Annotated in this window: 24 protein-coding genes and 3 pseudogenes; 8 read left to right on the plus strand and 19 right to left on the minus strand. The window is 51.3% G+C overall.

Features of this window, described 5'->3' with window-relative positions; genetic code table 11:
- Window positions 1-27 precede the first annotated feature (27 nt).
- From H7A79_RS14270 to H7A79_RS14295, 6 genes and pseudogenes are all read right to left on the minus strand, one after another.
- Entirely contained in the window at window positions 28-276 is a 249-nt protein-coding gene (locus H7A79_RS14270; protein ID WP_246408129.1) for a hypothetical protein, read from the minus strand.
- 69 nt (window positions 277-345) lie between these two features.
- The gene (locus H7A79_RS14275) at window positions 346-570 is read right to left on the minus strand and encodes a hypothetical protein (RefSeq protein ID WP_187000597.1); all 225 of its coding nucleotides are present in this window, start codon (window positions 568-570) and stop codon (window positions 346-348) included.
- Between the two features lie 152 nt (window positions 571-722).
- Entirely contained in the window at window positions 723-851 is a 129-nt protein-coding gene (locus H7A79_RS14280; RefSeq protein ID WP_281384923.1) for a hypothetical protein, read from the minus strand.
- A 13-nt stretch (window positions 852-864) separates the two neighbouring features.
- Window positions 865-1,808: pseudogene (locus H7A79_RS14285) on the minus strand (rolling circle replication-associated protein).
- 283 nt (window positions 1,809-2,091) lie between these two features.
- Complete coding sequence (locus tag H7A79_RS14290) at window positions 2,092-2,322, minus strand: hypothetical protein (RefSeq protein ID WP_187000598.1); 231 nt, start codon at window positions 2,320-2,322, stop codon at window positions 2,092-2,094.
- A 134-nt stretch (window positions 2,323-2,456) separates the two neighbouring features.
- The gene (locus H7A79_RS14295; RefSeq protein ID WP_187001742.1) at window positions 2,457-3,116 is read right to left on the minus strand and encodes an NAD(P)-dependent oxidoreductase; all 660 of its coding nucleotides are present in this window, start codon (window positions 3,114-3,116) and stop codon (window positions 2,457-2,459) included.
- Between the two features lie 126 nt (window positions 3,117-3,242).
- On the opposite strand from H7A79_RS14295, the gene H7A79_RS14300 reads away from it, so the two are divergent.
- Complete coding sequence (locus tag H7A79_RS14300; protein ID WP_187000599.1) at window positions 3,243-4,169, plus strand: LysR family transcriptional regulator; 927 nt, start codon at window positions 3,243-3,245, stop codon at window positions 4,167-4,169.
- A gap of 747 nt (window positions 4,170-4,916) precedes the next feature.
- Here H7A79_RS14300 and H7A79_RS14305 read toward each other — a convergent pair.
- Window positions 4,917-5,126: a YMGG-like glycine zipper-containing protein gene (locus tag H7A79_RS14305; RefSeq protein ID WP_085365474.1), complete on the minus strand. Its 210-nt coding sequence runs from the start codon at window positions 5,124-5,126 to the stop codon at window positions 4,917-4,919.
- A 155-nt stretch (window positions 5,127-5,281) separates the two neighbouring features.
- Here H7A79_RS14305 and H7A79_RS14310 point away from each other — a divergent pair, with 155 nt between their 5' ends.
- Window positions 5,282-5,728 carry a CopD family copper resistance protein gene (locus tag H7A79_RS14310; RefSeq protein ID WP_187000600.1) on the plus strand — a complete coding sequence of 149 codons (447 nt, stop codon included), beginning with the start codon at window positions 5,282-5,284 and terminating at the stop codon, window positions 5,726-5,728.
- A 292-nt stretch (window positions 5,729-6,020) separates the two neighbouring features.
- Here H7A79_RS14310 and H7A79_RS14315 read toward each other — a convergent pair whose 3' ends face one another.
- The 5 genes from H7A79_RS14315 to H7A79_RS14335 all read right to left on the minus strand — a co-directional run bounded on the left by H7A79_RS14315 (window position 6,021) and on the right by H7A79_RS14335 (window position 8,234).
- Complete coding sequence (locus H7A79_RS14315; RefSeq protein WP_187000601.1) at window positions 6,021-6,398, minus strand: phage virion morphogenesis protein; 378 nt, start codon at window positions 6,396-6,398, stop codon at window positions 6,021-6,023.
- On the minus strand, window positions 6,391-6,600 hold the full coding sequence (locus H7A79_RS14320; protein ID WP_187000117.1) for a hypothetical protein: 210 nt from the start codon (window positions 6,598-6,600) through the stop codon (window positions 6,391-6,393). The genes H7A79_RS14315 and H7A79_RS14320 overlap by 8 nt, the downstream gene beginning before the upstream one ends.
- 2 nt (window positions 6,601-6,602) lie before the next feature.
- Window positions 6,603-7,508, minus strand: a complete 906-nt coding sequence (locus tag H7A79_RS14325) for a phage head morphogenesis protein (RefSeq protein WP_187000116.1) — start codon at window positions 7,506-7,508, stop codon at window positions 6,603-6,605.
- Window positions 7,505-7,744, minus strand: coding sequence for a DUF935 family protein (locus tag H7A79_RS14330; RefSeq protein ID WP_246407976.1), 240 nt, complete (start codon window positions 7,742-7,744; stop codon window positions 7,505-7,507). The genes H7A79_RS14325 and H7A79_RS14330 overlap by 4 nt, the downstream gene beginning before the upstream one ends.
- 247 nt (window positions 7,745-7,991) lie before the next feature.
- Window positions 7,992-8,234 (minus strand): hypothetical protein, encoded by a 243-nt coding sequence (locus H7A79_RS14335; protein ID WP_187000602.1) that lies wholly within the window; start codon window positions 8,232-8,234, stop codon window positions 7,992-7,994.
- 179 nt (window positions 8,235-8,413) lie between these two features.
- Here H7A79_RS14335 and H7A79_RS14340 point away from each other — a divergent pair, with 179 nt between their 5' ends.
- The 4 genes from H7A79_RS14340 to lolD all read left to right on the plus strand — a co-directional run bounded on the left by H7A79_RS14340 (window position 8,414) and on the right by lolD (window position 13,147).
- On the plus strand, window positions 8,414-9,673 hold the full coding sequence (locus tag H7A79_RS14340; protein WP_187000603.1) for a glutamate-5-semialdehyde dehydrogenase: 1,260 nt from the start codon (window positions 8,414-8,416) through the stop codon (window positions 9,671-9,673).
- A gap of 392 nt (window positions 9,674-10,065) precedes the next feature.
- Window positions 10,066-10,542, plus strand: coding sequence for a transcription elongation factor GreA (gene greA, locus H7A79_RS14345; protein WP_187000604.1), 477 nt, complete (start codon window positions 10,066-10,068; stop codon window positions 10,540-10,542).
- A gap of 678 nt (window positions 10,543-11,220) precedes the next feature.
- A complete protein-coding gene (locus tag H7A79_RS14350; RefSeq protein ID WP_187000605.1) occupies window positions 11,221-12,471 on the plus strand; it encodes a lipoprotein-releasing ABC transporter permease subunit in 1,251 nt (416 codons plus the stop codon).
- On the plus strand, window positions 12,464-13,147 hold the full coding sequence (gene lolD / locus H7A79_RS14355; protein WP_187000606.1) for a lipoprotein-releasing ABC transporter ATP-binding protein LolD: 684 nt from the start codon (window positions 12,464-12,466) through the stop codon (window positions 13,145-13,147). Before H7A79_RS14350 ends, lolD begins: the two co-directional genes overlap by 8 nt.
- Before the next feature lie 231 nt (window positions 13,148-13,378).
- On the opposite strand, the gene H7A79_RS14360 is transcribed toward lolD, so the two are convergent.
- From H7A79_RS14360 to H7A79_RS14370, 3 genes are all read right to left on the minus strand, one after another.
- Complete coding sequence (locus tag H7A79_RS14360; protein ID WP_135037297.1) at window positions 13,379-13,798, minus strand: hypothetical protein; 420 nt, start codon at window positions 13,796-13,798, stop codon at window positions 13,379-13,381.
- A gap of 12 nt (window positions 13,799-13,810) precedes the next feature.
- Window positions 13,811-14,020 carry a hypothetical protein gene (locus H7A79_RS14365; RefSeq protein WP_135037300.1) on the minus strand — a complete coding sequence of 70 codons (210 nt, stop codon included), beginning with the start codon at window positions 14,018-14,020 and terminating at the stop codon, window positions 13,811-13,813.
- 175 nt (window positions 14,021-14,195) lie between these two features.
- Complete coding sequence (locus H7A79_RS14370) at window positions 14,196-14,417, minus strand: DUF7336 domain-containing protein (RefSeq protein ID WP_135037302.1); 222 nt, start codon at window positions 14,415-14,417, stop codon at window positions 14,196-14,198.
- 99 nt (window positions 14,418-14,516) lie between these two features.
- On the opposite strand from H7A79_RS14370, the gene H7A79_RS14375 reads away from it, so the two are divergent.
- Window positions 14,517-14,744 (plus strand): hypothetical protein, encoded by a 228-nt coding sequence (locus H7A79_RS14375; RefSeq protein WP_187000607.1) that lies wholly within the window; start codon window positions 14,517-14,519, stop codon window positions 14,742-14,744.
- A gap of 158 nt (window positions 14,745-14,902) precedes the next feature.
- Here H7A79_RS14375 and H7A79_RS14380 read toward each other — a convergent pair whose 3' ends face one another.
- Window positions 14,903-15,505, minus strand: coding sequence for a DNA cytosine methyltransferase (locus tag H7A79_RS14380; RefSeq protein ID WP_246407977.1), 603 nt, complete (start codon window positions 15,503-15,505; stop codon window positions 14,903-14,905).
- Window positions 15,506-15,656: 151 nt separating this feature from the next.
- Between H7A79_RS14380 and H7A79_RS14385 the strand changes: the two are divergent.
- Window positions 15,657-16,302: pseudogene (locus H7A79_RS14385) on the plus strand (IS1595 family transposase).
- A 28-nt stretch (window positions 16,303-16,330) separates the two neighbouring features.
- On the opposite strand, the pseudogene H7A79_RS14390 reads toward H7A79_RS14385, so the two are convergent.
- The 3 genes and pseudogenes from H7A79_RS14390 to H7A79_RS14400 form a co-directional block, all read right to left on the minus strand.
- Window positions 16,331-17,057: pseudogene (locus tag H7A79_RS14390) on the minus strand (integrase core domain-containing protein); the annotation flags it as partial.
- A gap of 32 nt (window positions 17,058-17,089) precedes the next feature.
- Window positions 17,090-17,296, minus strand: a complete 207-nt coding sequence (locus H7A79_RS14395) for a type II toxin-antitoxin system RelE/ParE family toxin (RefSeq protein ID WP_187000608.1) — start codon at window positions 17,294-17,296, stop codon at window positions 17,090-17,092.
- Window positions 17,297-17,304: 8 nt separating this feature from the next.
- Window positions 17,305-17,613, minus strand: coding sequence for a type II toxin-antitoxin system Phd/YefM family antitoxin (locus tag H7A79_RS14400; protein WP_187000609.1), 309 nt, complete (start codon window positions 17,611-17,613; stop codon window positions 17,305-17,307).
- Between the last annotated feature and the right edge of the window lie 174 nt (window positions 17,614-17,787).

Genomic DNA, 17,787 nt, shown 5'->3' on the forward strand with positions numbered 1-17,787 from the left:
TGCAAATTCCATTTCGGGTAACATTTCTCATCTTTCTTCAGTTCCGTCATTTCCCATCATTCCGACCGCTTTTACGGCCACCACAACCACAAACAGCACGGCAGCGGCTGTTGACAGCCCTATGCCTATTTCCTTTCCTGCTTGATGGTATTGACCATATTCACATTGAGGGAAAGTCAACTTTACGGGCTGTTCTTTGTAAACCCACGTTTTGCCTTTAAAAACGGGGTGGTGTAACACCCCGTCTTTGTCGATTGTAGGCAAAACTTGGGTCATCACGGCGTTTGTTGCTTCTTCATGCGTTTGATGGCAGATTCGGCCTACCTGATAACCCATGACTGCACCTTAGCCTACAGAGTCTGCACCGCGTTTGCCGATGCGCACGAGCGCAAAGGCAATAGAGATGCCCACTACTACCGCACCAATCGACAAAACACCTGCTTTCAAACCGCCGGTTTCGGTTTTGACGGCACCAAGCAGATCGGCATCATCGGCCAATGCAACGGCTGGCATGGCGGTCATTGTGGCGACTGCCATAGCTTTATACATTTTGTCTTTCAGGTTTTTCATGATTTTTTCCTTTCAAAGTTTAGTAAGTAAAAACAGGTCGGCGGTGTTTAAGGGGTCAATTCAAGGCACACCGCCCAAGCCCTGAATCTTTGTTCAGCTTTCGTCCGAGTAGTACACGTTGTCTTTAAAGGCGCGCGGGAATACGCGCACGGTCAAGAGTTGGTTTTGCTGTAACTGCCGTCATCGTTTTTGCGCTCTCTCACCATCATGCGGTGGTCAAAGGCGGCGGTCATGTAAATGCCTTGAACGGGCGGCTGCGGGGTTGGGGTTTTGTTGCTCATGGCTTTTCCTTTCTTAAGGCCGCTTTCCGATAATTCCGCGGTTCAAAAATGCCCATTTGGGGCTGATGGTTTCACTTAAAACGATGTTGTAATTCTCTTCGGTTATATCGGGTATCACCAATCCCCTGACTTCAACGGCATCTTTTGAGATACGGCCCAACGGCCACAACCCGGTTTTGCAGCTTGCGCCGCCATCGGGCCGAACCGGCAGAGCGGAACGAAAAGTTTGATGTGGCAATCTTCCAAAGGCTTTTTTTGTCAATGGTGGTGCGGATAAGCCTATAGCCCTTGTCTTCGGGAAGACGGCTGTCAATATGCTTGGCAATGTACTTGGCGACATAGCGCGACAAGCCTTTGCTGTTGGTTTTGACCGGCAGCAGTTCGGCGCGGCCGAAACCGTATCTGCCCACGTTTTCTCGTATCAGCTTCCAAAACCGGCGCAATGCGGGGTTGGCACTTTGGTAGCCACGGGCGGCAATCGTGGCAAAGTTCAGCCCACGCCGTATCTTCACGGGTGTTTACGATTAGGTGGAAGTGAATACGGCCTTTCTTGGTGCGCCCATACACGCAGATGCAGTGTTTGAAATGTTTACTCAGAAAGTTTGTGCGCAGACTGTGAAAGCGGCGGCCGGCTTCTTTTACGTCCTGCACGTCATCGGCAAAGGTTAGAGTTAAAAAGCCGACATGGTTTAGGCCAAATGTTTGTATGAATTGGTGTACGTTTAATTCCAACGCGGTTGCAGATTTCTTGTGCGAAGTCGAAAACACATTCAGTTTTGCGCTCTCTTTTGCCGCTTCGCTTTCAAACCTTTCATGAAATTTTGGCAATTGCTTGTTTTTACTGCCTTTCATGCCTGCAGCATGATTCCCGATGCAGTTGTTACTATTAAGACAAGAAAGCGCGCCGCGCTTCGCGCTTTGCGCCGCTACGGCGCATACATCACAGACGCAGCCCAAAACGCCCGAAAAAGCGGACGTTTGGCGGTACTGGCGGCATTCGGGGCAGCAGCGGGTACTCATGGACACACCCCCCGCTTCAATCCAAGATTGGCCGCCTAATTTGCAGGCCGGCAAAGCCAAATCGTGATGGATTTGGCCGGCAAACCCAAAACCATGCGGGCATGGGTTTGCAGGTTCGTTTTTTGTGAGCATGATTTTTCCGGCTTCGATTAGCTGCAGATTCCAACCGCCGCCGAAACGGGCGGGGTTGGGCTTGATTCTGTACGTTCTGTGCGCCATCTCAAGAACCCGCTTTCGCCATCACATGACAGTCAATCAGTTTCTTAACGGTCATACGCCCGAACGTGTCGGCTTCAGACAGGGTTTTGTTCGGCAGGTCAGGGTTTCGGATAGGAAAATTGACGGTTTGCAGACAAACGCAATCGTTATTTGATTCACGGAATACGCGGACGATGTAGGCTTTGGGAAAAATTTCGGGTTCGGGCGTTACGGTGTAGTAAGCTAATGACATTTCAGACCCCTTTGAAAGTCGGTTGTTCGGACTTGTCAAGGGGTAGAATGTAAAAATGCACCCCTTTTCATGGGGTGCAATATATAAGGCCGTCTGAAAACCATTTCAGACGGCCTTTGGGATTCTCAGGAAACTCAGGCGGCGGAAACGGTAAAGCGCTGGTGCAGGTGTGCCTTGTTCTCCACATCGTCGGCAATGGCGACGGCTAAGTCGGCCACGCTGATGCCTGCAGGCAGATCGTTGTTTTCCATCAGCAAATCATCTTTGCCCAAGCGGTAGCGGCCGGTGCGCTCTTCGCTGTAGCCGGCATCGGCACCCAAGCGGGCAGGCGGTGAAACAAAGGCCCAGTTTACATCGTTGCGCTGTTGCAAATCGGCCAGCAGATGGCGGGCGGCATTGGCACCTTCATAGATTTCTTTGGGGAAGTCAGGCGTATCAATCACCTGCAGGCCGGGGGCGGCATAGAGGCTGCCCGCGCCGCCGACCATCAACAAATAAGGCACCTGCGCGGCTTTGGCGGCTTCGACAATAGCATGGGCACCGCGTGTAAAATCCGCGCCGATATTGGGGTTGCCCCAGCCGGGGTTAAACGCGCTCACCACCGCATCGAAGCCTTTCAGACGGCTAGAGAAGCCAGCGGCGGTTACATCGGCGGCTTCTGCGCAGACATTGCCGGCCTGAAATACTTTATCGGTGTTGCGGGCAAAAGCGGTTACTTCGTGGCCGCGCGAAGCTAGCTCCTGCACCACAGCGTTGCCCACATAACCGGTTGCGCCGATAACTGCGATTTTCATCATCTTTCCTTTCATTAATGTTTTGTTAAGGTGAGTGCAGTATAAGGCCGCTTGAAACACTTGATAATCCCCGTTTTGCTAATTATATTGTTAAGCACAACTAAACAATTGAAGGACATTTGAACCATGCACGACATCAAACCGCTGTTGGTATTTGCCGCCGTGCTAGAGCAGGGCAGTATGAACGCCGCTGCCGCCGCGCTGGGCATGACGCCTTCCGCGGTCAGCCAGCACATCACCCGCCTGGAAAGCCTGCACGGCGTGAAACTGCTCCGGCGCAGCACCCGCCGCCTGGCGCCCACCGATGCGGGGCGGGCATTGCTGGCGCACTGCCACCGCCTGCGGCACACGCTGGCCGATATGAAAACCGCGCTGAACAATCTGAAAACCGAGGCGGCAGGCGAAGTGCATCTGGCCGCCACCTCCGGCATGGTCGGCACGCCGATGTTTCAGACGGCTTTAAAACGTCTGCAGCGCGAATATCCCGATATCCGCCCCGTGCTGCATATCGGCGACCGCTTAATCGATATGCAGCAGGGCGGCATCGATATTGCCATACGCGGCGGCGAGCATGCGCTTGACGATGCCGACCTGATTGCCCGCCATCTGGTGTCGTGGCGGTGGCAGATTTTCGCCGCCCCCGATTATTTGGCGCGCCATCCGCCGATCGAGCGCCCCGAGCAGCTCCACCGCCACAGCTGGCTGCATTTCGTGCCGGTGCGCGCCACGCTCAGGTGCGCAGCAGAAAGTTATCTGCTCGATATTGCCGACAGTATGCCGTGCAGCCAGCTTTCTGCCGTGTGCGCCCTCACCGTGGGCGGAATAGGGCTGTCGATGCAGCTTGGGGGCGAGGTGCGGCAATATGTGCAGCAGGGCAGCCTTGAAGTAGTGCTGCCGCAGTGGCTGGCACCGGTGGTGAATATTTATGCGGTAACTTCCTATCGTGTGCAGTCGGCCAAAACCGAGGCCGTGTTGAAAATTCTGCAGCAAGTGTCGGCGGCAGACGACCGGAGCGTGGCAGAATCGGGCAAAACTACAGATCAGGCCGTCTGAACATTCTTTCAGACGGCCTCGGGTGAAAGCTTAGCCGGATGGCGAGAAACTGCAATATTGAGATCAGCGGAGTGTGCAGCAACACAAGCCCGATTGCCAAAATCCGGCACCGGCGGATATTTCACTGTAAATAAATCAAAGGCAGCGGCCTTTGAAAAAATATTTCAAGGCCTGAAAGACTGAAACAGCATCATTGTCGCGCAGAAAGGAATGTAGATTAAAATATTAAAGTGTTGATTAAACAACCTGGATGCCGGAAGCCTAGATTTTCGCCTGCGTGGTCATGGCAATAACGGCAGATAAACTTTCTTATGATGTGTTTTTGAATATTGTAAGATTTCGACCATCTGAAAACCTTTCAGACGGCCTTAGCAACCGGGTAGAAATAAATCTGAAAGAATTGACACTAGACACAACGTTATGGACGACCTTATTTAAATGAATGGTGGCGGCTTGCTCTGCAGCGTTATCTCTACATCGCTTTGTATAGTTATAGTGTATCCACTTTATTTTGACTAAGAAGCAGTAAGCCGCAAACAGTGCAGCGAGTACAGAACCGGTTCTGTTGTAGCTTGGGCGGTTGACAAAATTGTTCTCTTTGAGCTAAAACGCAGTAACACCGTAACGGAAATAAAATGGATTCAGCATAACGGTGTCTGATTGGAGTGTGGATAGGATGGTTTGGTCAAAAAGGCCGTCTGAAACAGTTTCAGACGGCCTTTGTCATGACGGCGGCAAATAGACAGATTAGCGGCGGTTTACCTGGCTGCCGATTACGCCGCCCAACGCCGCGCCGCCGAGAGTGGAGCCGGTGTCGCCGCCGATCAGATTGCCAGCTACGCCGCCGATAACGGCACCGGTGGCAGTGTTGCGTTGGGTGCGGCTCATGCTCTCGCAGGCGGTGAGCGAGCCGGCAACGGCGAGCAGAGCAATAGCTTTAACGATGGTTGATTTCATAGTATCCTCCTTAAGAAAGGTGTTATATTTCGGGAAGCCCGTAAAAGGGCAGGCTCCCTGTAAGAGCGCCCGCAGTATGGCATAGGCCGCTGATAAAGGTATATCGACAGGGGTAAAGAGTTTTAAAACTGGGCAAGAGTTTGAAATTATATTTTATGAGCGTTTATTCTGTTGCACATATCATACATTTATTTTGCGCCATCGTTTTTGTGGGCGGCGTTTTCTTTGAAACGCTGGTGTTGTCGGCTATACACAGCAAAGATGTACCGAGGGAGGCGCGCAGAACGGTAGAAAAAGCCATTATGCGGCGGGCGGTGCGGGTGATGCCGTGGGTGGTGGGCAGTGTGTTTCTGTCGGGGTTGACAATGGCACACCGTTATGCTGCCGCATTCGCCGCACCATTTTCCGCCCCGTTCAACACTCAGCTGTGTTTGAAAGCGTTGCTGGCGTTTGGTGTGTTAGCGCACTTTCTGATTGCCATAATCAAAATGCGGCGCAATACACTCACAGCAGCTTGGTCAAAATATATCCATCTGGCGGTATTTTGCCAGATGGTGTTGATTGTGCTTCTGGCGAAAACCATGTTTTATATAGCTTGGTAGGCAGGCTGCGCAATGATGTATGCGATGGCATTGTAATTCATTAAATAATTTGCACTTTTTGTTTTTCTTAGATGCCCGCTATAGGATTTTGGAAAGATATTGAACAATATCCAAAGGAACGGTCAAGCTGTATCGTTTTCATAGGCTGCTGCTGAAACCCATTGAGATAAATATACAAGAGTCTCTGAGCTAAATGGGATTCAGCCAGATGGTGGTGGATGCTATGGAATAGTGGACTTGAAACAATGTTACTAGTGAAATAAAGTGAACGGGCAGATTGCCCGTTTTATTTTTAAAGGCCGCTTTTGAGGGATTCGATGGCGATGGTGGTGTCGATGAGTTTCTTTTCGGCTTCGATTTTACCGCCGAAGTAGTGGATGGCGGCATATTTTTTATTACTGCCGATACGGGCAAAGCCGTTTCCGATCTGGGTGCTGATGCCGGCGGCGATCCGGCCGGATAATTGCAGGGTTTTGCCGCCGTTGTCGGCAACGCGCCGGCTTCTCTTCCATTTTTGCCCACCCCAGCCCTCACTTTCGAAGTTGTCTTCCGTGAGTGAGACCATTTCGGTAGCGATGGCACGCATCACGGGGCGGGTGTCGGTGGCGTTTTTCAACAGTTGGCTGAGACCGTGTTCGAGTTGACTGGCATCTAAGCTGATTTCAAGCATCTAAATCCACCAGTTTATAATTAAAAAATGCGGCGAGTTTCCGCATCATATCCAATGCTTGAAAATCGTCAATGATGACGTTGATTTCCCCGAAGTCCAACACTATGGTGTTGTCGTCTTTTAAATTTCTTCCCACATCCACACTGTCTTCAATAGTGTAGGCTGCCCGATAAATATCCCGGCTTAAGTCCAACTCTGCCATCTTTACCCTTTCAGTAAATCCAACACCCAAGCCAGCACGGCTTTGGGTAGGCTGTTTTTAAAACGTTTGTCTGCCGCCAGCTCTTTCATGGCGGTGCGGGCGATGTCGGGGTGGACGGCCCGGGCTTTTTCGGCGGCCACCCGCGCCATGCGGCTGAGCATGGCTTTGCCCTGATTGGCATTGAAGCCGGCGTTGGGTGCCACAAAGGTGCCGTTGATGCGGATGCCGGTGCGTTGGGCATAGCGCTCTTCGCCGGTGTATTCGTTGGTGCGGATATCGACCGTTATCGTTTCCAATTTGGGGCTGGGCAGCACTTTGGCCGCACCGCGCGCTTCGGAGAGCGGTTTGACGCGGCAGCGGCAACGGTAATCCAGCGGCGGATAGCGGGTATCCCAAACCGGGTCAGTGGCGGCGTACACCTTGCCGTGCAGCAGGCGGTGGCTTTCGCGGGTGCGGCTGTTGTTGACGGCCACATATTGCCAATACGGGTGTGTGTCTGCCGAATCCATCATTTCGGCATAGCGTCCGGCCACGTAGGCCGACTGCATATTGGTGAGGTAGATGGTTTTCAGGCGGTGCGGGCTGCCGAGCGTGGCCGTCTGAACCTCTCCCGTGTCGGGATTGGACACCTCTTTACGCCCCCACCAGCCTTTGGCTTGCAACACTGGTGTCAGTTCACGACCGAAATCTTCTAATGTTTGGCCGTTTTCCAATGCTTTGAGTGCCGCACTGTATATATCGTCCAACACATCCATCTTGGCCGTTTTGGCGACAGTAAAGGCGGTGGCATGGGCATCATCCAGCATATCCTGCCAATCCCAAGACACGTGATGGCCTTTCTGTTTCAGATAGGCCACGGCGGCCTCGGGCTGCATACCGAACACGGCTTTGATGTCTTCGGGGTTCATCTGCCCATCTCCTGAGCCGCTTCAATCTTGCCGACCAGGCCCGATAAAAATATCAGCCTGGCCAGCTCGTTTTGCAGGGCTTTGTCGTCCATATCCGGGTAAGCGGCGGTCAGACGGTCGAGCAGGTTGTCGGCGGTTTCGCCTTTTTTCAGTTCGGCCACCAAAGCATCGGTCAAGGCGCGGCCTTGCACATTCAGACGGCCTGCATCGGGGGGAGTGTCGGGTCGGTATGGCATCCGCCGACCGAGGCGCATCCCTTTGGGGGATAACCCTTCATTTCTGACCATATTCATGGAATTAAAATTTAGATTCAAATAGTTACAATCAAAATGGCAGCCGGAGATGCCTGGCCCAGCCGGCCGATGCCGCCCTCCTCGTGAAGAATATAACGTGATGCCTATTTGTGCTTGGCAGCGCGCTCTAGAGAAAAAAACGTTAGCGGTGTTTTTTTACCGCGCTCCTGCAGATAGTATTTCATGACTTTCAATTTGAATCTGTTTGAATACTTTTGCCATAAAAAACTGCACCATATTGAGAAATAGAGCCTGACTTTTGGGGACAGTTCACGAGAGCGGCGTGCTTCGGTTTTACATGAACAGAAAGAACGGCAGCTTCGCTATGCACGGATAAGGTAGAATCTATATTCACTACTGCCGTCTGTAAAACCACCATATTCAAGTGAATGCGGTAGCCATGTTTCACAGATGCTGCATGGATTGCAGCCATGCCGATGGAGCATTGCATAACCGTAGTCGGCATCCGGTCTGCGATTAAAGCCGAGTCCGCATACCGCTTGAAATCACGTTCAGACGGCCGTATAGTGAAAGCCGTGCCAAACTGCTGCTGAAGCGGTTTGGTATGAACGATGCCGCATCATTCAATTTCACCGCCAACATCAGACCATTATGCAGAATATTCACGATTACGTCCGCCAAACTGCCGCTGCCGCCAAACAGGCTTTTTATGATATGGGGGCTGCTGCCACAGCACAGAAAAATGCCGCACTGCTGCGCATGGCCGAGCTGATAAAGCAAAACAGTTCAGCAATTGCCGCCGCCAATGCACAAGATATGGAACAGGCCGCCGCCAAAGGCTTGGAGCCAGCGCTGCTTGACCGTTTGAAGCTGACGGAAAGCGTGGTTGAAAATATGTGCGAAGGTTTGCGCCAAGTGGCCGCTTTGCCCGACCCTGTGGGAGAGATGGACGAATTCCGCCTGCGCCCCAATGGTTTGCAGATCGGTAAAATGCGCGTTCCCCTGGGCGTTATCGGCATGATTTACGAATCCCGCCCCAACGTAACCATCGATGCTGCCGCCCTGTGTTTGAAATCGGGCAACGCCTGCGTGTTGCGCGGCGGCAGCGAGGCTTTTCACAGCAATATGGCCATCGCCGGGCTGATAACCCAAGCCTTGCGCGAAAACAGCCTTCCAGCGGCTGCGGTCAGCCTGATTGAAAACACCAGCCGAGAAAGCGTAGGAGTGATGCTGCAAAGCGCTGATTTAATCGATGTGATTATCCCGCGCGGCGGCAAATCATTGGTGGAGCGTATCAGTGCAGAAGCGCGCGTGCCCGTTATCAAGCATCTTGACGGCATTTGCCATGTGTATATCGACCGTGCCGCCGATGCACAAAAAGCGCTGGATATCGCCTTTAACGCCAAAACCTCGCGCTACGGCACCTGCAACACTATGGAAACACTGCTGGTGCACGAAAGCCGCGCCGCCGAAATCCTGCCACCGCTGGCCGCAAAATATGCCGCAAAAGGCGTGGAATTGCGCGGCTGTGCGCGCACACGCGCCATTCTGCCCGATATTCAGACGGCCTCAAGCAAAGATTGGGACACCGAATACCTCGCCCCCATATTGGCGGTTAAAGTGGTGGAGAGCCTATCCGAAGCCATTGTCCACATCAACACCCACGGCAGCGGCCACACCGACAGCATCGTTACCGAATCCTACACCGATGCACAAACCTTCCTGCGCACGGTCGACAGTGCCAGCGTAATGGTTAATGCCAGCACCCGCTTTGCCGATGGTTTTGAATATGGCTTGGGCGCAGAAATCGGCATTTCTACCGACAAAATCCATGTGCGCGGCCCGGTCGGCCTGCACGGCCTGACCTCGCAAAAATGGGTGGTATTGGGCAACGGCCAGACTCGGGAATAAAGTAGATCAGGACTTGGAATCAGAGTTTGTTTTTATTTTTTCAGACGGCCTTCAGGTGTTTTGCAAAGATTTCAGCCTGAAATTGAAGCTGAATCCAGTTTGATTGAAAAATATCGGGTCCTTTATCCTTTATTCAGGATCGGATGCAGCACAGATTTGCCTGCATATTATTAAACCTTGCAACACATTTTTTCGATAACGGCGGAAAACTTTGCCCGTGAGGCTGTTTTTTGGATACAATCGCGCTTTCACAAATGATTTTTGAGCAAGCCGCCGTTTTGGGCGGCTTGTATTTTTATCTGGCGGAACAGCGGTTGTGTTAAAAGTATATGACTTCGTTTCCCAATCAGTATTTCTACGGCTCGAAAAGCTGTTTTACGGAGAATCCACCCATGCAGAAAATTCCGTTGACCGTGCGCGGTGCAGAATTATTAAAAGCAGAATTACAGCACCTGAAAAGCGTGGCCCGCCCCGAAGTGATAGAAGCGATTGCAGAGGCGCGCTCGCACGGCGATTTGTCGGAAAACGCCGAATACGAAGCAGCCAAAGAGCGGCAGGGTTTTATCGAAGGCCGCATTTCGGAAGTGGAACATAAACTTTCCATCGCACACATCATCAACCCGTCCGAAATCCATGCCGAGGGCAAGGTGGTGTTCGGCGCTACGGTAACGCTCGAAGACTTGGACACCGAAGAGCGTGTGCGCTATCAAATTGTCGGCGAAGACGAGGCGGATATTAAAGAAAACAAAATTTATGTAGGCTCGCCCATCGCCCGCGCGCTCATAGGCAAAGAGGAAGGCGATGTGGCCGAAGTGCAGGCTCCGGGCGGTGTGCGCGAATACGATATCGTGCAGGTGGAATATATCTGAAGCAGGCGAGGCTTCCGATTATCACAATATTGCCCGAGTGCCGATGTTCAGGCCGTCTGAAAACCAAACCGCAGCAGAAACTGCGGCTATTGTTTTCAGACGGCCTGAGATTTTTGCAAAGGCTGAAAGTCATCACAAAGTCTGTTTATGGTGAATCCGCTTTATTTCCGATACCGGCCGGCCAAAGGCAATGCAGGCGGTAACCCGCTGCCGCTTGCGGTTTGCAAAACCGTTTTCTTCGGGCCAAGGCGAAGCAATGCTGTAATCAAAATCAAGGATCCACTGTATTTGTTTGTTGGCAGCCCGCTTCGAAAAATCAAACGGTGCCGGCCTTACTGCAATTTTTACTGCCTGCGCCCCGCCGCCTCGGGTTTATTTTAGCGGCTGTGCGATACCGTTGCGCTACCTGCACAAGGAGGCGCAGTATGTCTGCAAAGTTGATGGCTGCAACCGGGTGTTTCAGACGGCCTGAACGTATCCCGTTAAGGTTCGAGCTACGCAGTATCGATGCTTTTCAGACGGCCCGGGTAAAATTATTGACAAGGCTTTGGATTTTGAGTGTTTGAGAACCATTTTCTTACCATGTTTTGGCAGAGTTGCTGCCCTTTTTGAAGAAGTTTCACGGTAAATCAGGTACAATGCGCGCTTATTTTAATTGGATAAAGGGTGCTTTGGCACATGGCTTCGTTAGAAACTTGGATAGGTTTGCGTTATCTCAGAGCCAAAAAGCGCAACGGTTTTATGTCGTTTATCACCATGATTTCGATTGCGGGCATTGCGCTGGGCGTTACCGCGCTGATTGTGGTGTTGTCGGTGATGAACGGTTTTCAGAAAGAAATCCGCGGTCAGCTCCTGAATGTGGCACCGCACGCAGAGATCGGTTATTACGACACCGGCAACGGTGAGGGCTGGCAGAGCCTGCGCGGATTTGTGAAAGGGCGTAAAGAAGTTTTGGCAACGGCTCCCTATGTTGCCGACCAGGCTTTGTTGGCCAACTCGGGAGAAGTGCGCGGCGTGCAGCTTCGCGGCGTGTTGCCCGAGGAAGAAAAAAACGTGGTGGATTACGGCAAAGAGATGCCGGTGGGCAGTTTCAATGATTTAAAACCCGGTGGGTTCGATATTATTCTTGGTGAAGGTTTGGCCGAGGCACTCGGTGCAGAAAAAGGCGGCAAGGTAACCGTGATTACACCGGAAGGCAACGTTACGCCCGCCGGAGTGGTGCCGCGCCTGAAGCAGTTCAACGTGGTGGGCATCGTGAAAACGGGGCTGTATGAAGTGGACAATTCGCTGGCGATGACGCATATCCAAGATGCCCAAGTGCTTTATCGTTTGGGTGACGGCGTAGGCGGGCTGCGCATCAAACTTGCCGATCCGCAGAGCGCGCCTTCGTTTACCCGCAACCTAATTGCTCCGGAACAGAAAGACAAAGTGTGGGTGCGTGATTGGACGTTTTCCAACCGCAGTTATTTCGAAGCGGTAGAACTGGAAAAACGCATGATGTTCATCATCTTAACGCTGATTATCGCAGTGGCGGCGTTTAATTTGGTGTCATCGCTGGTGATGGCGGTTACAGAAAAGCAGGCCGATATCGCCATTTTGCGCACATTGGGCTTGCCGCCAGCAGGCGTGATGAAAATCTTCATGGTACAGGGCGCATTCGCCGGTTTTTTCGGCACTTTGATCGGCGTAGTCTGCGGCGTGGTGCTGGGGATGAACATAGGGCGTATCGTGGCGTTTTTTGAAGATTTGTTCGATAAGCAGCTGATTAATTCACAAATTTACTTTATCGATTATCTGCCCAGCGATGTCAGCACCGATGATGTGCTGGTGATTGCCGCCATTTCGCTGGCACTGGCATTTATCGCCACACTGTATCCGAGCTGGCGGGCTGCAAAAACCCAACCGGCGGAGGCTTTGCGCTATGAATAAGATTGTGTTGGATTGCAGCAGTGTAACCAAAAGCTACAGTGATGGCGCATTAAACGTGCAGGTACTCAACGGCCTCAATCTGCAAGTGTGTGAAAGCCAAAGCGTGAGCATTATCGGCGCTTCGGGCAGCGGCAAATCAACCCTGCTGCACATACTCGGCGGTCTGGATATGCCTACTTCGGGCAGCGTAAACCTGATGGGCAACAATTTGGGCAAAATGAGCCAGAAACAACTGGGCGAACTGCGCAACCGCTATTTGGGTTTTGTATATCAGTTTCACCATCTGCTACCCGAATTTTCGGCACTGGAAAACGTGATGATGCCGCTTTTGATCAGCAAAAAAACAAAAGCAGAAGCCGAGGCACAAGCGGCGGAAATGCTGGAAAAAGTCGACCTGAAAGCACGTATGCTGCACCGGCCGGGCGAACTCTCAGGCGGCGAACGCCAACGTGCCGCTATTGCCCGCGCACTGGTTACCCGTCCCAAATGCCTGCTGGCTGATGAACCCACAGGCAATCTCGACCGCAAAAACGCCCAAAATATATTAGACATAATGTTGGCATTGAAAAGCGAATTAGGCACCAGCCTGATAGTGGTTACCCACGATGACGAACTTGCCGCCCGCTTTGACCGCGTAATGACCATGGACGATGGCTGTTTGGCTGATAAACCGTAACAGTACGGCAAAATCAGCTTGGGCAGTCTGGCTGGGTGCTCTCTTATGCCGGCCCGTTGCGGAAACGGCAAAGTGTGCTGTGGTCGGAAGTGTGAAAGTCGTAAAAGTGGCAGGGGAATCGGAAATAGGTGCGGATGATAAGGCTGTATTCGGGTGGGGTGGAGAGGTTGTGCCGTTGGCTGGGGAAGATGGCTGTAGGTATGGGTCAGAGGATAGGCGGGACGGCTGCCGTTACTGCGCAGATGGAGGGTTGTGGGTCGGTTGTTGTTGCCGAAACTGTGCTCGGCCAAGACATACGGTCAGGCTTGATGGCCGGAAGCCGTTGGAATGTTTTTCGATATGGTTGAAGGCATCGCGGATATTGTTCGGGGAAATAAAATGGGTAACGGTTTTACCCAACCGGTTGAATTTGGCAACTGGGGTGGTTCTTTCCTGCCCCTCCCATTCATAAAGATCGTCAAATAATACTTTGTGTATTTCTTTTAAACGCATCAAACCGTACTTGCCGGCGTGTATGGCAATCTCTCCCGACAGCACCATTTTGGCTTTGGTCGAAGCCAAAAAGTATTCAACCGAACGTAGGGTTTCGGCATCTGTGATACCCAGCTTATTGAAAAAAACGCCGTTTTCGGCTTGGTAGGGATTGGCCACTCCGAACGGCTTTCACAGCCAAGAACGGGATTCGCCGAAACCGTCCAACGTTTGGTTTTTTCCCGCATACTGTAACAACTCCCGATAAACCTGTTGTGGTTCGATATTGCCTGCAACGATGGAGGCTCTGATACGCTGTTTCAGTTCGGGAACCTCAAAACCTTTCAGTCCGAATATGGAATCGATCAGTTTGTATGCCTGTGTTCTTTCATGTTTCATCATAAGTATCTCGTTATTGTGTGAAAATCATCGGTGCCGGCTAATTATAGCGCACAGTTTCATATCATTGCGGTAAACCGTTACCGCAACGGATGAAAAGTAAAAAGCCCCGCCGCAGCACATCATCCCATGTGCTGCGGCGGGGCTTTTTCGTTTTTGGTGGTGGCTTCAAATAATATCAGTCACCAAAGCCTTCCAGCCACTCCTGTTTGTTGATCTCATACTCAACGGCAGAAAAACCGTCGGGATAATCCTTAAACCCTTTCTGTTTTAATGCGTATTCTTTAGCCTTTTCTACCTCTTCCAGACTTGAAAACACACCCAAGCACTTATCATTTTCATGACCTAGAGCGTCTATTCGCGTATGGTAGAGAACATAAACTGTATCCAATGTAAACATTTTTCTATACCTTTCAATTAGTTAAATGACATGCCACCGTATTTTTTAATTTGATTATGCTCTGTCGCCGGGCCGGTTTTCCACTTCCCTGCACCGTATTTGGCATCCAAAACACGTTTTGCAAACTGGGTACCGCTTTCATTGGGGTTTTTGCACGGCTTTAATCCTGCCTCACCCAACCGGGAGCATCTTTTGCCGCTTCTTTCCCGCTCAGATGGCTGGCAAATGTTTTATTTCAAACAATTGAAAGCATGGCTCGGTGCGGACAAGCTAACCAAACCAAAAGACACAAATGCCGATAAAATCAGTTTTTTCATGACAGTATGACCAATTTACACGATGTTTTTTATATTATCGGCCCAATCCGTAAAATTCTATCTTTACTGTCAAAAAATAGAACGGGCAACAGTGGTGGCAGACACAAAAAAGTCCCGCCGCAGCACAAATTCATGTGCTGCAGCGGGGCGGTTTTCTGCAACGGACGGTCAGGCTGCCTGTTGTCCGGCAAATACTGCTTCGGGGCGGTAATTCTCGCGTATCAGCGCGGCCATCGGCGGCGGCGATACGGAGTTGCCGCACATCCGCACCTGGGCGGTTTTGGTCAGCGGTTTGCCGGTATGGTCGCGGTCGAAGATGTAATCCTCGGGGAAGCCTTGGGCTTTGTACAACTCTTTGGGCAGCAGCATCCGCAGCGTGATGTCCACGATGTAGTACGGTTGCCGGTTGATATATACGGTAACCAAAGCCAAACGGTCTTTGGTGGTCAGCGTTTCCGGCGGCGCAGTCAGATCGCGGGCATCGCCGTTGCCGTAGTAGTTAATCAGGAATGCGGCCACTTTGAGGGCGCGGTTTACAGACGGCCGGCGGTGTTGACTGCCGTTTGCCGTCACCGTACCCATCAGTGCGGTAATGTCGCTGCCGGTGCCGGCCATTTTGGCCGGCTCGGTTCGCCAGTTGGCGCGTACCAGCACGGCCATAGGCTGAGGCGAGGTGATGCAGGTTTGCACCTGAATGCCTTGGGCCGCCAGCTCGGGCAGGATTTGGCGGCAGTCGCCGGTATGCAGAACGGATAGGTTATGCTGTTTCATTTTTTATCCTTCGGATAGCCAATAAAAAACACCGCTTAGCGGTGTTTGCGGCGTGTTGCAGGTTAGGGGAACTGTCGGGCGGTATGTACGATATTCAACACATAAACGGTTTGGCTCTAGACTGGCAGAATAGCTCTGTTAGCCTGGAAAAATGAAATATAACACCAAGTTAAGTGACCATCAGCTCAAAAAATTATCAAGCATTTTTGTGTCGGTATAGAAGCCTCAAAACCGCTTTGCCGGCAGGCTTCAACCGCAATACCATCAACCACCGGTATCGCATGTTCAGGCACGAAATATACCGCTGCCAAAGCGGGCAAAAAGACCTGTTATACGGCAGCATAGAGGTTGATGAAAGCTATTTGTAGCGCGGTTTCCATGGCAAGTCAAAGCGTGGCAGAGGAACGCTTAAACAACCCGTCTTTGGTATTTTCGAAAGAGACGGCAGGGTTTATACCGAAATCGTTTCTGATTGTAAAAAGCAAACACTTCAAACTGTTATATTGGGAAAGGTCTCTCTGGAGGGTGTTGTTTATTCTGATAGCCGGCGCGGTTACAGCGGCCTGGTTGGTGCGGGCTACTCTAAACATTTGCGCGTTAATCACGGACAAAATGAGTTTGCAGATGGTACCGGGCACATCAATGGTATTGAAAGCTTCTGGAGTTTTACCAAACGAAGGCTCGCCAAATTCAATGGCGTAACCAAAAACTTTGATTTGCACCTGAGGGAATGCGAATGGCGATGGAACCGAAACTCTGATGAACTGAGTTACCAACTTTGGGGGCTTTTAAAGTAAATTTATATAAAGCTGCTAGTCTAGAGCCATTATAAAAGTTAACAAAACGACATAACTCTTTTTGCCGGTGCGCCGAATCCTTAAACGGATGCTTGTCATGCCACATTTCCATTAAGGTACGGACAACCCGCCCGGCTTTACCATTGGTTTGCGGCCGGGCAACACGGGTGAATTTTTGGCTTATGTTGTTTGGCACACAGGCAATGCCAAACGGGTGCCCCGCATTGTCACGATATTCCGCACCGTTGTCGCAATAGGCGCATTCGATGGTATAGGGACAACAATCTATCACATCGCGCAAAAGAAATTTGGCTGCGCCGGCTGCTGTACGGTCCGGCAATATCGCAGCATACCGCTCGCGGGAAAAATCATCAATGGCAACAAACAGATAATCCAGATGGTCGGTTGCTTTTTGGTTTTGTAGCAAAGGCAGCCGTTTGGTATCGAAACGAACCGTTTCGCTGGGATAGGATTTGTTATAACGCTTTGCCTGTTTTTTGAGTTTCTCTTCGATTTCCCGCTCGACTTTGACCAGGCGTTTCATGCCGTATTTGGTTTATTTAAAGCGGTTGTTGGTGCTTTTTTGCGGGGTGGGCAGCCGCAACCGGGCTGCTTTGAGTATACGGTAAATCGTTACTCTGCTGACACGGTAGTGTTGTGCCAACGAAGTTACACTGAATTTTGTCTTGTGTATAAGCGCGTCAAATGGCCTGGCGGTTATGCGGGGTTAGCCGGGTATTTTTATGGATATTCATGCAGTATTGTCTTTCAAATACTGTAAACAACGCTAGCTTTTACTACAGGTAAATTCCCTTGTTCCGTGAACCAAACTGCTTTCAATGCTGCGGTAAGACAGATAAGCCAATCCGGCCAATGCCGTTTCTATGCGGCTGCCGATATTTTCCGCCAATGCCATACCGCCTTCATCGGCATAGTAGGAAAGAATGGCGAGCAAATCCGCTTGTGCTTCAGCTTCATAAACAATTGCATACATCGGACGGCTCAACGGTTTTGCAGTTTATTGCGGATATTGTCCAAGGCATCGGTATGGGCATCGGCAGCGGCTTTTCCCCGGGTGCCGTCCTTTTGAAAACGCGCCAAAGATTTCCCGACCTTGGCCTGCACCCATTCATCGTATCCTCCTTCTTTCTCTATCAGCATCTCGGCCAAATAAGTCCCCTGCAAGTCTTCTAAAGAAACAAACACGCCTACAGGCCGTTTGTTTTTAGTCAGCAGCACCGGCTCGCGGCGGACGGTATCCAGCAGATCTCCGAAGTTGTTTTGGGTATTACTGGCTGTCATGGTACGCATTACGCTTTCCTTTATCGGTACGGTATTTAGCTATTTTAGCTATTTTATCCAACCTGGACAAATAGCTCAACGCTGAATATCCTTATCCTGCTTGCCTTTCTCCGCTGCCGGCTGCTGTTGCAGTTGCTCGATAGTGGAGCGGCAGCGAGGTGATGCAGGTTGCACCTTTATGCC

This window comes from Neisseria musculi (assembly GCF_014297595.2).
Lineage (GTDB): Bacteria > Pseudomonadota > Gammaproteobacteria > Burkholderiales > Neisseriaceae > Neisseria > Neisseria musculi.

Coding starts and splice junctions, on each gene's coding strand:
- H7A79_RS14270 (WP_246408129.1), bottom strand. CDS start 276: ATGACCCAAGTTTTGCCTACAATCGACAAAGACGGGGTGTTACACCAC.
- H7A79_RS14275 (WP_187000597.1), bottom strand. CDS start 570: ATGAAAAACCTGAAAGACAAAATGTATAAAGCTATGGCAGTCGCCACA.
- H7A79_RS14280 (WP_281384923.1), bottom strand. CDS start 851: ATGAGCAACAAAACCCCAACCCCGCAGCCGCCCGTTCAAGGCATTTAC.
- H7A79_RS14290 (WP_187000598.1), bottom strand. CDS start 2,322: ATGTCATTAGCTTACTACACCGTAACGCCCGAACCCGAAATTTTTCCC.
- H7A79_RS14295 (WP_187001742.1), bottom strand. CDS start 3,116: ATGAAAATCGCAGTTATCGGCGCAACCGGTTATGTGGGCAACGCTGTG.
- H7A79_RS14300 (WP_187000599.1), top strand. CDS start 3,243: ATGCACGACATCAAACCGCTGTTGGTATTTGCCGCCGTGCTAGAGCAG.
- H7A79_RS14305 (WP_085365474.1), bottom strand. CDS start 5,126: ATGAAATCAACCATCGTTAAAGCTATTGCTCTGCTCGCCGTTGCCGGC.
- H7A79_RS14310 (WP_187000600.1), top strand. CDS start 5,282: ATGAGCGTTTATTCTGTTGCACATATCATACATTTATTTTGCGCCATC.
- H7A79_RS14315 (WP_187000601.1), bottom strand. CDS start 6,398: ATGCTTGAAATCAGCTTAGATGCCAGTCAACTCGAACACGGTCTCAGC.
- H7A79_RS14320 (WP_187000117.1), bottom strand. CDS start 6,600: ATGGCAGAGTTGGACTTAAGCCGGGATATTTATCGGGCAGCCTACACT.
- H7A79_RS14325 (WP_187000116.1), bottom strand. CDS start 7,508: ATGAACCCCGAAGACATCAAAGCCGTGTTCGGTATGCAGCCCGAGGCC.
- H7A79_RS14330 (WP_246407976.1), bottom strand. CDS start 7,744: ATGCCATACCGACCCGACACTCCCCCCGATGCAGGCCGTCTGAATGTG.
- H7A79_RS14335 (WP_187000602.1), bottom strand. CDS start 8,234: ATGGCTGCAATCCATGCAGCATCTGTGAAACATGGCTACCGCATTCAC.
- H7A79_RS14340 (WP_187000603.1), top strand. CDS start 8,414: ATGCAGAATATTCACGATTACGTCCGCCAAACTGCCGCTGCCGCCAAA.
- greA (WP_187000604.1), top strand. CDS start 10,066: ATGCAGAAAATTCCGTTGACCGTGCGCGGTGCAGAATTATTAAAAGCA.
- H7A79_RS14350 (WP_187000605.1), top strand. CDS start 11,221: ATGGCTTCGTTAGAAACTTGGATAGGTTTGCGTTATCTCAGAGCCAAA.
- lolD (WP_187000606.1), top strand. CDS start 12,464: ATGAATAAGATTGTGTTGGATTGCAGCAGTGTAACCAAAAGCTACAGT.
- H7A79_RS14365 (WP_135037300.1), bottom strand. CDS start 14,020: ATGATGAAACATGAAAGAACACAGGCATACAAACTGATCGATTCCATA.
- H7A79_RS14370 (WP_135037302.1), bottom strand. CDS start 14,417: ATGTTTACATTGGATACAGTTTATGTTCTCTACCATACGCGAATAGAC.
- H7A79_RS14380 (WP_246407977.1), bottom strand. CDS start 15,505: ATGAAACAGCATAACCTATCCGTTCTGCATACCGGCGACTGCCGCCAA.
- H7A79_RS14395 (WP_187000608.1), bottom strand. CDS start 17,296: ATGTATGCAATTGTTTATGAAGCTGAAGCACAAGCGGATTTGCTCGCC.
- H7A79_RS14400 (WP_187000609.1), bottom strand. CDS start 17,613: ATGCGTACCATGACAGCCAGTAATACCCAAAACAACTTCGGAGATCTG.